This is a genomic window from Bacillus sp. DTU_2020_1000418_1_SI_GHA_SEK_038 (assembly GCF_032341175.1).
GTDB lineage: Bacteria > Bacillota > Bacilli > Bacillales > Cytobacillaceae > Cytobacillus.
On sequence record NZ_CP135435.1, the window covers coordinates 1,092,011 to 1,107,525 of the forward strand.

The window sequence follows — 15,515 nt, forward strand, 5'->3', positions numbered from 1 at the left end:
CCGTCCATCGTGAAATTACCGGCTTACTCTACCAGTTTCTTGGTTTTAGCTCTGGTCCAACAAATTTCGCAACTTCCCCTGGATTTGATTCATCATGAAAGAAATGTGCGGCATACCAAAGAACAACATCTTGTCCATTAATAGATTCTCCATTTACGAATTTATCCAAATTAGCTCTTGCTGCATTTACATCTCTAGTGTAACCCTGGCCATCATCTAATTCAAAACTGTGGTAGCGAAGAATCCAGACATCTCCAACCCCAAAACTATCAGATGTGCCATCGTTTGAACCTGGAATTAAAGTATAGCCTTCACCAGTTAATTGGTTAGAGATGATCCATTGCCTATTAAACTGAGGGGCACGCGATCGTCTAATTTCAAAATTCTTTGTATGCAAATTCGAATTACCAATAATAGGCGGATTATTAAACTCCTGTACAACGTTGTTGCCTGCTGTTCGAATATCGAAATCAAATCTCCAGTATGCGTGGTGAATATGACGATTGCATGTACATGAATTCGCTACCGCACTGAATCCAAATCGAGGGCGAATTGTTCCATCCGCATGAAGGCGCCATTGACTGATGTATCGATACCATCCAGCTTCCATTTCGCTCACTAATACAACTTCCTGGCCTTCAACGTAGATGGCAACCCCTAGAAAGTTTCCAGCATCAAAGCCAGAATCGAGGATGGTTCTTGCAGGAGCAGAACACAAACGGAATCCGGGGGCAACATCTGTTCCGATCGCTTCAATCATCCCTTCCTGATACTGCCAATCACGGAAAGGGCCGCAAGTATCATTTTCATAGCGAACATTTAGGATCGGTACATGAGCACGATATAAAACTTGTTTCCCTCGATACTTTACATGTCGAAGTTCAATTCCAGAGCCCTCAATACCTGTAGAAGCAGCCGGCCTGACTGCAGTAAAGGACCAAAGCTCTATTCCTGCTTGTTGTACGGTTACCTGTACTTGTCCTAAAGTACCTTGACTTGCCGTAGCCTGATTTGAGTCAACCGGGGGCTCACAGATCCGTAAATCTACTCTTGAAGCTGGAGGGGCATTATTTAGATATAAAATTATATCCCGTCTAATCATATTCACTCCGACAATCTGATGTAATGGTTCAAGGGTATCCTGTATTCCGATCTCAGGCTCTTCTGGCTCTTCTTCAAGAATACCGCAGGGAATAAGCCCTACAGCAATGGTTCTTTCAATACGTCCATCCGGAAGCTCCGTATCAATGAGCGGAGGCATTGGGCTATATGGACGCAGAAGATTTCCGCGTATTAAGCTGCCTAGTTCAGGGTGATCTCGGACAATATTTACAGCTAACTCAAACTCCTCTTGGCTAGGCAACGGCTGAATATCTAATTCGGCAGCAATAATACTATCAGGATTATTAAAGGATCCAGTGGCTCGAACGGTACGATTATTTGTATAGTCATAATAAGTAGCTTGAAATTCACTAGGAGGAGTCGGCTGAGAACTTTTCGGAAGAGTTGAACATACGTTACCTGGGATGTCTTCAGGATTAAAAAATTCCATCGATAGCAAAAGATGATTTGTTCCCCTTAAAAATCGTTGAACAGAGGGATGGTCGGCTAGGATTCTATTTAATCGAAAAACCTCGTCTTGACTTGGACCAAATGGCTCTACGTTAACCATTATGTCTGGTCTAATTCCCAAAAGGATCACTCTCCAATATATTATTGTGAGGTAAAAAGAACACTCCTTAGCATCTTATGCAGAATAAAGACAGAGGAAATAATAGATTCACCTAATTTTAACCAATCGGCAAATTTCCATTAAAGAGGGACATCCGTTAATATGCAAAGAGCTAACTTTATTCACGAATGCCATTATAGTTCTTGACGAAGCACTTGAAACGAAAATAATCTTTTTACTCCAAATCATCCATCCTTAATTTTAACTTGTATTGCCTTGGTATGCTGGGGATCAGGCATCTTTTTTGTGTTAAATTTCAAGTTTCATTTGGTGGCAGGCTCCATCTATTTTATTTGGCGGACAGAGGAGCCTTTATTTCTATAAAATCCGCACTTTTAGTCAATGAAGAGGACACAGCATCCGTTATTAATGATAAACATGAGAAAATTAGCCCTATTTTCAGGCATCAGTGGAACCAGAGTCCATTCACCTCGAAAAAAACCGCCTTTTTGAGTACTTAACGGAACCAGTGTCCGCACCCGAAAGCGTAAAGAAGGTTATTCAGTTTTCAAGATCCCCTTCTGTGCTGATTACCGAAAGTAACCATTTTAAACGCACTGTACGCTAGTATATTAGAGCCGCGTATTAATTTTTTACATTAATATTTTTTGTTATGTTAAAATTCTGAATATAAGAAGAGTGAAATGAGACATGGGGGAGATAAGATGGATTTGATGGATATTCAGCCTGTTGTGCAAAGAATAGCGGATGCCATCGCCGCTGTTTTAAAAATTGAGGTTGAAATTGCAAATCATCATTTTATCAGAGTTGCTGGTACAGGAGAACAAAAAGTAAGTGTCCTTCACAAAATGGAAGGGGATTTGGTCTATCAATCCGCCATTCGAACGGGTGAACCTGTCATTATTACTAATCCCGGATTTGCAAAAGTATGTGAACGGTGCAGGTTTTTCCAAAATTGTTCAGAGACAGGGGAAATTTGCGCTCCTATTAAATATGAAGGCCAAGCAATTGGGGTTATAGGATTATTAGCCTTTAATGAAGAACAAAGGCAGAGGCTTTTTGAAAACACGGACGGGATATTAACCTTTTTGGGAAAAATGGCAGACCTTTTATCTAGTAAATTACATTCACACTTTTTACTTCAGGAGCTGACAAGGAATTCTGAAAAAATGGTAAAGCTAATGAACTTGGTGAATGAGGGTATGATTGTCATAGATGCAAAAGGGGAGCTACACGAAACGAATTTAAAAGCTGAGCTGTTGTTAGATTTGAAAAATAAAGTAATCCCAAAAGTTATTCAAACATTGCTACAGGAATTTATACGAAATGAAGAAAATCAAAAATTAAACATTACATTTCCAACTAAAAATGGAGAAAAATCATTATTTTTAACAAAACAAAAACTATCCTCTAGTGGGCATTTGAATACGGAGTATCTTATTACTTTACAAGACGTTAATGAGATTCGCACCCTTGCTGAAATGGCAAGTGAAGATCAAAGAAAGCCTTTTGATAAAATAATTGGTGTGAGCACACAAATGTTAGAGGTTAAAGAGTATGCCTTTCAAGTTTCCCAATCAGATTCGACCATTTTAATTCAGGGTGAGAGCGGTACGGGTAAAGAAGAGTTTGCTAAAGCCATCCACTTTTCTAGTATGAGAAGAGGAAATCCGTTTATTACCGTTAATTGTGGAGCCATTCCAGAGAATTTATTGGAGAGTGAATTATTCGGATATGAGCGCGGCGCTTTTACTGGAGCTAATCATAAAGGAAAACCGGGGAAGTTTGAACTTGCTCAGAAGGGTACGATATTCCTAGATGAAATCGGAGAGATGCCCACATTTCTACAAGTAAAACTATTACGCGTGCTCCAACAGAAAGAGATTGAACGACTTGGCGGGACTAGTCCAATTCCTGTTGATGTCCGTGTTATTGCTGCTACCAATAAAGACCTGAAAGAGATGGTAAACCATGGCCAGTTTCGAGAAGACTTATTTTTCCGTTTAAATGTAATTCCCATTGTCATTCCTCCTCTTCGCAGCAGGAAAGAAGATATACTTGCCCTAAGTGAATACTTTGTTTCCTATTTTAATGATCACTTCCAATCTAATGTTTTAGGCATTGGAAAGGAAGTAAAAACTTTAATGGTAAAATTCCCATGGAAGGGAAATGTCCGTGAATTAAAAAACTTTATTGAATACTTATTTAATTTTATAACAACAGGTTGGATTACGATGGAAGCAGCAGGCGAATTAATCCACAGGAAGTTAGATATAGATAAAAAAAGCCTTCCCCATTCTTCCCCATCTTTTTCATTAGTTGAAATGGAAATAGAGCTAATAAAAAAAGCACTTCAATATGTACAAAGTCAACAATTGAACATTGAGGATGCAAGTAGGTTATTAGGAATCGGAAGGGCAACCTTATTTAGGAAGATTAAAAAGTATCAAATTGATATTTAATCTCAATTTGATACTTTTATATTTTTACGATTGTGTAACTGAAAATTCAGACTTCTCTCCAGATACAAGTATCATTGTGATACTTAATTCCTTTTTTATTTTTAAGTAAAGTGCTGTGTTCCAATGTTTTCTAATTGGCACGGATATTGCAAATATAATATACAGAACCAATAGGAGGAATTTTAAATGCAAAATACGATTAGTACTTACGCTCAATGGGTAAGAAACCATTTTTATGATCCAGCTTATAACGAAAAGGAGCTGCAGTTTTTTCAAGAAAAAGAGATAGAAGTTATTCATACCTTTCAAAAGACACATCAAGCTTATACAGAAACGCCATTGTTCCACTTGAAAAACTTAGCAGAGTACCTAGATGTTGCTGAAATTAGAGTAAAGGATGAATCGTACCGTTTTGGCTTAAATGCTTTTAAGGTAATGGGGGGAATTTATGCGATAGCAAAATATTTAGCCGATAGGCTGGGAGAAGATATTAAGAATTTGTCCTTTCAAGAGCTACAGTCCCCGAGGGTAAAAGAAAAATTAGGTGAACTAACCTTTATCTCTGCAACCGATGGGAATCATGGTCGTGGAGTAGCGTGGGCTGCGAGAGAGCTGGGGCATAAGTCAGTAATCTATATGCCCAAAGGATCATCACAAGTTCGACTTGAAGCGATCCGCCAAGAAGGTGCTGTGGCTGATATTACTGAATTAAATTATGATGATGCTGTTAGAATGTGTGCAAATCTAGCAAACCAGAATGGCTGGATTATGGTTCAAGATACAGCTTGGGAAGGGTATGATGATATTCCGCTTTGGATTATGAAGGGATATTGTACATTGGGTAAAGAAATTATTGACCAACTTCATCGAGATAGAGGGGAGCCGCCAACACATATTTTTCTTCAAGCTGGAGTAGGTTCTTTTGCAGCTGGAATTGCCGCATATATGGTACAGCATTATCGGGAAAATCCTCCGATTGTCGTTGTCGTTGAACCAGATAAGGCTGATTGTTATTACAGGTCTTTTTCCAATAAGGAGGGTAAACGAGAAATTGTAACAGGAATGATGGATACGATTATGGCAGGTCTTGCTTGTGGTGAACCGAACACTAGAGCATTTCGGATCCTTCGGCAATATGCTATGGGAGCCTTTTCCTGTGATGATAGCCTTGCTGCATTAGGGATGAGAATTTACGGGAATCCATTAAAGAATGATCCTCATATTATTTCAGGTGAGTCAGGTGCTGGAACACTTGGATTGCTCTATTATTTACGGCAATTTGAAAAGAATCATTCAATTTGTCAGGAGTTGTCACTAGACTCTCAATCTCGAATCCTTTTAATAAGTTCAGAAGGAGATACGGATCCAGCACACTACAGGAAGGTAGTATGGGGAGGCAGTTGCCCGTTTCCTAAGTTCTGAAAACTTACAATGGGGGAATAGAAGATGTTGACAGAAAGAAGAAAAACAAATGTCATTCAGCTTTGTCAATCGTTAGTAAGGTTAAAAAGCTATTCAGGAGAAGAAGATTTAGCAGCAAAAGAAATTAAGCACTATGCAGAACAGAACGGGTTTGACGATGTCATTGTTGATGAGCTAGGTAACGTCATCTTAGTCATGAAAGGGAATACAGAAGGACCTACAGTTCTATTAGATGGACATATTGATACAGTGCCAGTAAATGCGGATAGGTGGACATCGGATCCTTTTTCCGGTGAATTGAAGGATGGAAAAATATACGGTCGTGGAACCTCTGATATGAAGGGGGCTGTTAGTGCAATGATTTGTGCGGCCGTAAACTTCGCAGAGGATACCGGCAAAAAGTTCTCAGGCAAAGTAGTCGTTTCTTGCAGTGTTCATGAAGAATGCTTTGAGGGAGTTGCGACACGAAGAGTAAGTGAAATTGTTAATCCAGACTTTGTTGTGATTGGGGAGGCCACCGATTTAAAATTAAATAGGGGGCAAAGAGGCCGGGCGGAAGTCGTGGTTGAAACGATTGGTAAACCGGCACATTCCTCGAATCCTGAAAAAGGAAACAATGCTGTTTATCAGATGATGAAGCTTATTTCTGGAATTCGTAATCTGCCAATAATAGAGCATGATATTTTAGGGAAAGGAATCCTTGAGTTAACGGATATTAAATCATCCCCGTACCCTGGTGCATCTGTTGTACCCTCTTTATGTACAGCGACTTTTGATCGCCGTTTATTGGTAGGGGAAACAAAAGAATCTGTACTAGCACCTATACAAAGTTTAATAGAAAAGCTGGAATCGGAGAATCCAGAGTTTGAAGCGACTGTAAAATATGCTTTCGGTAAGGAAAGATGCTATACGGGAGCATCGATTCAAGATGAGCGGTTTTTCCCAGGCTGGTTATTCCATGACGAAGAAGATTTTGTTCAGCTTCCATTAAAGGAACTTGTTGCTATTGGCCTTCATTCAGAGTTATCTCATTATTCCTTCTGTACAAATGGAAGCCATTTCGCAGGTGAAGTGAATATACCGACAATCGGTTTTGGTCCTTCATTAGAATCTCAAGCCCATGTTGATAATGAGTATATTGAAATCGATCAATTGGTGAAAGCAGCGGCTGGGTACGCAGCGATCATAAAGGCACTAACCTCGTTAGAATTAAAGAAAAAGGAGACAGCCGATCATGTATGACTTAATCATTCGTAATGGAAAAATTATTGATGGGACTGGATCACCATGGTATTACGGGGACATAGCAATAAAGGATGGAAGAATTGCTAGAATTGGGAAACTATCTAATTGTCGTGCCATAGAGGAGATAGATGCAAGGAATCAGGTAGTGAGTCCCGGTTTTATTGATATGCATACCCATTCAGACTTAGTGATATTAGATGAACCTTTGATTGAAGCTAAGGTTCGTCAAGGGATCACAACGGACTTACTTGGTCAGGATGGAATTGCCGCGGCACCGCTGCCAAAAGATTATGTGCCAGCCTGGAGAAAAAACTTAGCTGGCTTAGATGGGAATCCGCCAATAGATTGGGATTGGACAACTATTTCTGAATATTTAGATAAAATCGAGAGAATGAAGCCAAGCTACAATCTAGCCGTTCTCGCCCCCCATGGAAACATCAGAATGGAGGTCATGGGTCTTGATAATAGAGTTGCAACAGATGAGGAAATTAAGCAAATGCAAGAAGTTCTGCGGCGATCACTAAATGAAGGTGCAGTTGGCTTATCGACAGGATTGATTTACCCACCATGTTGTTTTGCTGAGATGAAAGAATTAGAGGCGTTATGCGAAGTCATTGCCGATTATGGTGTTCCCCTAGTAATTCACCAAAGAAGTGAAGGGGATGAGATCTTAGAATCGATGCAAGAATTAATGGATATGATGAAGCTTCGTGGTGCTCATCTCCATTTTTCTCACTTAAAGAATTGTGGAAAAGATAACTGGTACAAAACACCTGATGTTATAAAAATGATTGACAAGGCTCGAGAAGATGGTTTGGAAGTAACTTTTGATCAGTACCCTTATACTGCCGGAAGTACGATGTTAAGCGCGATACTCCCTCCTTGGGTACATGATGGAGGGACAGATCAGCTGCTTATGCGTTTAGAGGACCGTGAACTAAGGGAAAAAATGATGCGAGAAATGGCAACAGGTTTCAAGGGCTGGGATAGTATGTCGAAGTGGGCTGGTTGGGATGGCATCATTATCACTTCCGTTGAATCGGCAGAGAAGCACTATTGTGTAGGGAAGACCATCAAAGAAATTGCTGAAATTGATCAAAGGGAAAATTGTGCGGAGGTGGCGCTAGATTTAATTTTACACGAGAAAAACGGTGTTGGAATGATTGATTTTGTCATGAATGAAGAATCAGTAAAAATGATTCTATCTCATCCATCTGGCACAATCGGCAGCGATGGATTGTTGGGAGGGGAACCCCATCCTCGAGCATTCGGATCCTTCCCTCGTATTCTTGGAAAGTATGTCAGAGAAGAAAAGGTCATGCCGTTGGAGGATATGATCCGAAGAATGACTTCACAACCAGCTAGAATTATAGGTTTACAAGACCGAGGAATTTTAAGAGAAGGATTAGCTGCTGATATTGTCATTTTTAATCCGGATCATATTATCGACCAAGCTACTTATGAAAAGCCGCGACAGTATAGCTTAGGGATTGATACGGTCATTGTCAATGGAGAAGTCGTTATTCATGTCGAAAAGGCTTACAGAAAGCCAGCTGGAAAGGTGGTGAGGAGAAAGTACAATGTAGAGGTGCAAGGAAATACTAGCTATATATATTAATATTCCTGCAGAATGATGAGGCTTCTAAATTTTTCAGCTAAGGAAGAGGAACAAGGGATTTCAAGCTATTTTTCTAGATATAGATTATAGACAACAATTGAAAGGTAGATGACGGTTTTTTAAAAAAAGGAGGAATGTTTGTGGGAGCTGGTATCGTAGTAATAGGGATTGTCGTTGTGTATTTGGCAATTATGGTTTATATCGGTTATGCATCCTCGAAAAAAATCGAAAATAATGAAGACTTTTTAGTTGCAGGTCGAAAAATGGGTCCGTGGCTGCTGGCAGGAAGCTTGGCCGCTACTGAAGTAGGCGGGGGTTCCACATTAGGGGTAGTATCAAAAGCATATGGAGATTGGGGGCTGTCTGCGTTTTGGTATGTTTCAGCAATGGCTGTGGCCTTTATCATCCTTGCTTTTATAGCTCCGTTATTGAGGCGTTCTTTAGTAAAGACAGTTCCGGAGTTTTTTGCAAAAAGATACGGTCCAAAAAACGGATTTATTACTTCAATCATCATGTTACTTCCAATGGTTGGATTGACTGCTGTTCAGTTAATCGCTTCAGCAACGATTTTGTCAGTGATGACAGGGTGGGATTATAATTTATCTGTTGTTGTTGTTACGGTAGTAGTTGCCGCATACAGTGTAATGGGTGGAATGTTCAGTGTAGTCTATACGGATGTTGTGCAGTGGGTGTTTATTGTAGTGGGAATGGCGTTAATTATTCCGTTCGCCTTGAATGCTGGTGGTGGTTTTGCAGAATTAACTGTAAATGTTCCAGCTGAGAAATGGAATATGTTTGATGGTGCAGGCATCGGGACAATTATCGCTTTAATCGTCATGTATATTGCTTCCTTTACAGTTGGTCAGGAAGCCGTTCAACGTTATTACGCTGCGAAAGATGAAAAATCAGCAAAATATGCATCTATTATCACATCAATCGTATATGCCATTTTTGCCTTTATTCCTGCAGTCATCGGTATTTTAATGTATGGCATGGTCCAAAATGGAATCATAGATGAATCCATTATGACGGAACGTGGTGCCAATTATGCCCTTCCATTAATGGCATTAGAGGTTTTACCTTCATACGTGGTAGGAATTTTATTCGCTGCTCTTATCTCCGCAACGATGTCAAGTGCCTCAAGTAATCTTTTAGCTGCTGGCTCAATTTTTACAAATGATATTTACAAACCATATTTAAAAAAGACTGCTACAGATGCAGAACAATTAAAAATGATCAGATGGACAATGGTAATCGTTTGTGGCTTAAGCCTTGCCATTGCAGTCTTCAATTTTGCAGATATTATCACTCTTCTTATGTTCTCCTTTACGCTAAGGGCTGGTGGAGCCTTTATTCCATATTTAATTGGGCACATTTGGGAACGAGCTACAGCTGCGGGAAGTATGACATCACTCATCCTAGGAAGTATTACTGTTGCTCTAGCTGAACGTGGAATAATCAACTTTTTCAATTTAGATCCAATATATCCTGCGTTAATTGTCAGCGCGATTTCATTCTATATTGTTTCCATATTTACAAAGGGAACAAAACAGAACATGGTAAAGTTTCATGAAGATAAAGAGCAAAATATGTCATAAAATATTAGAATATTAAAAAAATAAAAGTGTTCTATTTTAAAAAATGTGCCTGCCCCTTAGTTTAGTCTTACTGGGGGGCAGGCACATTATTTATTCGACATCGATATGTTAAAAATCGGTGTCTTTTTATTTAATGGGAAGGAACTTCACGAAAATTATAGGAGCCTTGGTGGTGGTACCTGGATGAAATTGATGAGGGCAACTTACCATTTGGTGTTACATCATTTGTACATGGAGAGGTAATTTAATTTTACTAGGAAAACATGGGGAGCGTCCCCGTGTTTTTGAATAACGAAGAAATAATGGTAGTTGAGCAGTCATATATTCCTAATGAAACTCGAAATGGAAAGCCATTACTTAGCAAGAAAAGGATAGGGGGATTCCATTGTTAAAAACCATGAATCAAGCCTATATGGATGATTTAGTATCAAATGCGGTGTCCAAGAAACACATTTTCGGTGCTGTATTATGTGTTGAAAAGGGAGATGACTCGTTATCACTAATCAGTGCTGCTGGAAACCTAAAGACAAATCGGCCCTATTTCATAGCGAGTGTAACAAAATTATATGTAACCGCAGTCTTGTTAAAATTAAGAGCAGAAAATCGCCTGCAACTTCATGATAAAATCTCCAAATATTTATCTAAAGATATCCTGCACAAACTCCACATGATTAACGGTATAGATCACTCCAAGGTAATAACCATTCAACATTTAATGTCTAATACATCGGGAATTCCTGATTACTTTACTAGTGATGTAATTGCCGAATTAACGGCAGGAAAAGATCAAGGCTGGGGCTTCGAGAAAACCATCACAAGTGCAAAACAGAAAAAACCGAAATTTATCCCTGGAAAAAGGGCTCATTATTCAGATACCAATTATCAGCTTTTAGGAAAAATCATTGAAACTATTACAGAGAAAGATATTCTTACAGTATTCAAGGAGGTTATTTTTGATGAACTAGCATTAGAGACAACATACCTATTTGAAAAACTGAACGATGTAAAGCCGGCACCACTCTATTTCAAAGATAAGGAACTACATTTGCCTTTATACATGTCTTCTATAGGACCAGAAGGAGGTATTGTATCGACAGCGAGAGAATCTATGATTTTTTTAAAAGCCTTTATGAGTGGACGCTTTTTTCCAAAAGAATATTTTAATGAGCTAAGAAATTGGAAGATCCTTTTTGGTCCAGGATTATTTTTTTATGGGATGGGGATAGCAAGTCAGCCCATATCTATTAGACAATTTAAGGAGGGATTAATTGGACATTGGGGTCAAACAGGTGCTTTTTCGTTTTACCATCCAAAGACGGATCTTTACTTTACAGGAACGGTTAATCAGTTTTATGGGCATAGAGTTGCAGCAAAGATGATGATAGAAGTCATCAAGATGTATAAATCGGAGAGCTGATTGACATACAGGGATTACCAATAATGAAGCAGCAGGTGGCTGCAAATGTAAGAAGCATCAATTGAATTAGGTTCCTTAAAAATCAACTAAAAAGATCCATCATCTTATTTAATGATGGATCTGCATACAGGGCAGTTAATTTCTTTAGATTGTTTGAATTTAATATTTTTAAGATCATTTCGGGTGAATGTGGAAAATGGATTGTATTTTTTTCCGCACTCTGATAGGTTTTTGTCTTTTACAGCATGCCTTACTTGTGTATTGTTACAAAAAAATGTTGGATAAAATATCATTATTCTCCCTCTTAATGAAAAATTAGGCAAATTAGAAAGAGATCAATATTCGATAGAAATACAAGAAAAATTCTTGGCAACCCGGCTGCCATGACAATAAATGTTTTAGGCCCGTAGCTTTGCGTCTTTTACTTTCGTAAAATTTGCCCATATTAAAGTTAACATATTTTGTTGTAAAAAGGTGAATAATGTCGAAAATATTAATTGAAAATTTACAATTTGAACAATTTGAAACTTGGGAGTTATTAAGTTTCTTATTATAAATTCCTTCTTCTGAGTTACAGGGCAAGGCATGCGTTAGGCACAATAAGGATTTTTTGGGCCTTGCCCTGTAGAGCTTCCAATAGGGATTTGATATAGCTCTGTGATAAAAAAGCCTTTGAAAAATAGATCAATAATTAAGAAATACCCATACTCGTTTGTTAACAAAAAAGTAGCCTTTCTTTTGAGAGGCGCTTTTTTTTGGACGGGTATCTACCTGTGTTACTCTAGAATACATTACTTAAAAAGGTGGTTTAATAGATTTAAATCTAAATGTAAAAATATTAAACAGATTTTCAACCGAAAATAGACGTAGTATACTAATCATTGAAATTCATTGAAAGTCGAGGATTACCATGATAAAAAAGCTGACAGAACTCTTGCGTCCTACTAACCTTCTAGTAATCATTATCTTAATTGTTTTTCCAATCATTCCGATGACATTTATTAGGGCGCTAAATCTAGAAATTGCTGAACCAGATACATTAGCCTATTTTGGTTCAATTTTAGGGGGAATATTAACACTTGTTGGGGTGTCTTTAACGATTAGACATTCTGATAATTCATATAAGAAGGCGTTTGACAAAAACTTAGAAAATGAATTTATTCAATCCTTTCCTCAAAAAATAGAAGCCATTAATAATGTAAAAATTGAAAGTGAAAAATTCCTTTCTGAATTTAAATCTATGATTGGTCAAGTTATTGAACAACCAGATGCAGCAGGGATAAACTCTGAAACTCTTAAGGAGTTAAAAAATAATTATAGCCTTAAACTTTTACCAGTGGCAGCAAAATTGGACGGTCATGTCTATGTTGAAGTGATCCATTATTTAGAGGAAATGGATCATTTTAATGATTTTATCCTTGATAAAGATCGGTATATCGAACGTAATGGTCTTGAAATGTTTAAGGAAGAATTTAAAGTAAAGTATGCACAGGCGTGTCTTAAAATAAGTCGTTCCATCGAATTTTTTGATGAATATCAAAAATCAATGGGGGATTACTTTACAAAGATCACAAAAGATAAGAATCTTTGGAAGCCTAACCCAATACTTAGTCATCAACAGAGAAAAAGAAAACTGTATGAAAAGCTCTTCCTGAGAGTCGGTCAATCTAAGAGAGAAAAATTTAAGATTACGGTTGCACATAATCAAACCTCTCTTGAAAATCCTTATCATTTAGGGATGCAGAAATTTAAAGAAGTAGTCGAAACAGCATCAAATGATGCGATTCAAGTTGAAATTCACCCTGGGACACTCGGAACAAATGAGGTTGAATTATTGAACAAGCTTCAAAAAGGAACCATTGATGTCATTGTCGTTTCCCCAAATGTCGTATCAAGGACAGGGATTCATGAACTTGATCTCTTAACTTTACCTTATCTTTTTGACAGCTACGAGCATTGGGAGAGAGCGGTGGATGGGAAAGTTGGACGGTACATTTCTTCTCTAATTAAAAGAAAGTCAAATAATCGGTTACACGTCTTAGGCTACTTGTCAGCCGGTGTCAGACATTACTATGGAAAGAAACCTATTGTTGGATTAGATGATTTAAAAGGAATGACCGTACGAACACAAACAGCAGGTGTTGCAGCGGACTATTTAACAAAAATCGGTGCCATTACGACCTCTATGGTTTGGGGGGAAATCTACCAGGGACTCCAACAAAAAACGATTGATTTTGCAGAGAATGCATATCCTTACTTTGTTGAACAGAACCATCATAAAACAGATAATGGAAAATATATCACGGAAACAGGTCACGATTATACAACTCGCTTTTTGTTAATGAATGGAAAGAAATATGCGGCTTTATCAAGACAACAGAAAAAAGTTCTTATGGAAGCAGTTAAAGCAGCTGTTGATGAGGAAAGACAAGCATTATATGATCAGGAAGCAGTGTACAAGGAAATCGCTTTACAAGATGGAGCAGAAATATTCCAAATTGATCCTCAGCCTTTTAAACAAATTGTGGAGCCTATCCAACAAATGTTAGCAAAAGATATTGAAACAGAGAATCTGTTAAAAACGATTAAGGAATTAAAACAGATTAGTTAGGTCAAGGTAATTCCTCTGTTTTTTTGGAATTTGGAGTTGGTAAACGCAAGCACCTTTCGTGTTGCCATATACACTCTGGACATGTGGGTGCTGCTCACTGCTTGTAAGAAAATAATAATACGAGATGTAACATTGAAAAGCCTTTCCATTTGGGAAGGCTATTCGTTTTTGTAAATATAAAAAAGTTCCTAATTTCTGCGTTGCCGGGTCGAGGATTGAAATTTCCTAAAATAAACTTAGCTAATTAAGACTAAAGTGTGCGATTGGCTCTAAGATAAATTTTTTTAGAACATGTCATTAAGGAAGAAAACCGCAGGAAATAGGATTAACCATCTATGTATTTATAAACATTTTTATATTTTAAGCTGCGGCTTTTGTATTTGTAGTTTGAAAAACGGATAAAAGCAAGAATTTTAGCTGATAGGCAAGTTACCAAAACCAGCTTCAAGAAATAAGTTAATTGTAAGGCGAAGGGAGGGAGAAAATGGGTAGACGAATAAAACATACTTCAAATGATGTGGATCAGTTAGCTAGGCTCATGCTCGCGGAAGGGATTGGTGAAGGACCCAAAGGGATGAACATGGTAGGAACGGTTGTGGCCAATCGAGTCGAAGCTGACTGTGCTCCTGACTTCAAGGGGTTGCGCAACATCAGACATGCGATTTATCAAACTATACCTGGGACTGGAATTCCTCATTTCGAGCCAGTCTTAAATGGAACATTATATACACAACGTCCAAAAGAAGCTGACCTCCAAAGGGCTAGGGATTTGCTGCAGGGTTATAGGGAACCTCGGTCTAGAATGAATTTGTGGTTTTTTAACCCCAGTCCGGGGAAAAAATTCCGAGCTCCTTGTACCGCCACGATGCCAAGATCCCCCAATACGACGTTCGATCATGCCTACAGGAATCATTGCTTCTATGTAGCTGTACCAGGCTACTGTGAAGAGTTTTATAGGTAAATTAAAAGGAGCTGATCTTCATGACTTGTGGAAACTCTAGTTATTACCCAATGTATTATAATGGTTTTTATCCAGATTCTATGATACGGGGCGGTAGCACACAACCTGCTGGCTTCCCGATGGCTATGCCTTCTGGACCCACGTATTCCGTCCCAACGGTCCCAATAGGAACAGGGCAGCAACTTCTCGGTGGTGTGATGGAAGAATCATTTATTGAAAATATTTTACGGCTCAATAAAGGTAAGATTGGTACATTCTACTTTACTTACCAAGGTAACAACAAATGGAATGCGATGGTTTACCATGGACGTGTAGAAACGGCTGGTCGTGACCACATAATTATCAGTGACCCGTCAAGCGGTAAGCGCTATCTGCTGATGATGGCCAATCTTGACTGGGTGGAGTTCGATGAAAGAATTAACTATCCTTCCCCTACAATTACTCCGGAAGTCCAGGCATCCCTGACGACAACGGACTGAGTTTGTAGA

Annotated in this window: 10 protein-coding genes and 1 riboswitch; of the genes, 9 read left to right on the forward strand and 1 reads right to left on the reverse strand. The window is 38.5% G+C overall.

The features are described 5' to 3' along the window. Window positions 1–28: 28 nt before the first annotated feature. Window positions 29–1,693: a copper amine oxidase gene (locus RRV45_RS05445; RefSeq protein ID WP_315667763.1), complete on the reverse strand. Its 1,665-nt coding sequence runs from the start codon at window positions 1,691–1,693 to the stop codon at window positions 29–31. A gap of 704 nt (window positions 1,694–2,397) precedes the next feature. Between RRV45_RS05445 and RRV45_RS05450 the strand changes: the two genes are divergently transcribed. The 9 genes from RRV45_RS05450 to gerQ all read left to right on the forward strand — a co-directional run bounded on the left by RRV45_RS05450 (window position 2,398) and on the right by gerQ (window position 15,506). Further along, window positions 2,398–4,155 carry a sigma-54-dependent Fis family transcriptional regulator gene (locus tag RRV45_RS05450; RefSeq protein WP_315667764.1) on the forward strand — a complete coding sequence of 586 codons (1,758 nt, stop codon included), beginning with the start codon at window positions 2,398–2,400 and terminating at the stop codon, window positions 4,153–4,155. A 186-nt stretch (window positions 4,156–4,341) separates the two neighbouring features. Beyond that, window positions 4,342–5,577 (forward strand): diaminopropionate ammonia-lyase, encoded by a 1,236-nt coding sequence (gene dpaL / locus RRV45_RS05455; RefSeq protein ID WP_315667765.1) that lies wholly within the window; start codon window positions 4,342–4,344, stop codon window positions 5,575–5,577. Between the two features lie 24 nt (window positions 5,578–5,601). Further along, window positions 5,602–6,819, forward strand: coding sequence for a YgeY family selenium metabolism-linked hydrolase (locus tag RRV45_RS05460; protein WP_315667766.1), 1,218 nt, complete (start codon window positions 5,602–5,604; stop codon window positions 6,817–6,819). Further along, window positions 6,812–8,440 carry an N-acyl-D-amino-acid deacylase family protein gene (locus RRV45_RS05465; RefSeq protein ID WP_315667767.1) on the forward strand — a complete coding sequence of 543 codons (1,629 nt, stop codon included), beginning with the start codon at window positions 6,812–6,814 and terminating at the stop codon, window positions 8,438–8,440. The genes RRV45_RS05460 and RRV45_RS05465 overlap by 8 nt, the downstream gene beginning before the upstream one ends. A 140-nt stretch (window positions 8,441–8,580) precedes the next feature. Beyond that, on the forward strand, window positions 8,581–10,038 hold the full coding sequence (locus tag RRV45_RS05470) for a sodium:solute symporter family protein (RefSeq protein ID WP_315667768.1): 1,458 nt from the start codon (window positions 8,581–8,583) through the stop codon (window positions 10,036–10,038). A gap of 385 nt (window positions 10,039–10,423) precedes the next feature. Further along, window positions 10,424–11,455, forward strand: coding sequence for a serine hydrolase domain-containing protein (locus RRV45_RS05475; RefSeq protein ID WP_315667769.1), 1,032 nt, complete (start codon window positions 10,424–10,426; stop codon window positions 11,453–11,455). A 365-nt stretch (window positions 11,456–11,820) separates the two neighbouring features. Then, a riboswitch (cyclic di-GMP riboswitch) is annotated at window positions 11,821–11,906 on the reverse strand. A 459-nt stretch (window positions 11,907–12,365) separates the two neighbouring features. Further along, complete coding sequence (locus RRV45_RS05480) at window positions 12,366–14,066, forward strand: TRAP transporter substrate-binding protein (RefSeq protein WP_315667770.1); 1,701 nt, start codon at window positions 12,366–12,368, stop codon at window positions 14,064–14,066. Window positions 14,067–14,550: 484 nt separating this feature from the next. Next, window positions 14,551–15,027: a cell wall hydrolase gene (locus tag RRV45_RS05485; RefSeq protein WP_315667772.1), complete on the forward strand. Its 477-nt coding sequence runs from the start codon at window positions 14,551–14,553 to the stop codon at window positions 15,025–15,027. Window positions 15,028–15,047: 20 nt separating this feature from the next. Next, window positions 15,048–15,506, forward strand: a complete 459-nt coding sequence (gerQ, locus tag RRV45_RS05490; RefSeq protein ID WP_315667773.1) for a spore coat protein GerQ — start codon at window positions 15,048–15,050, stop codon at window positions 15,504–15,506. Window positions 15,507–15,515: the final 9 nt, after the last annotated feature.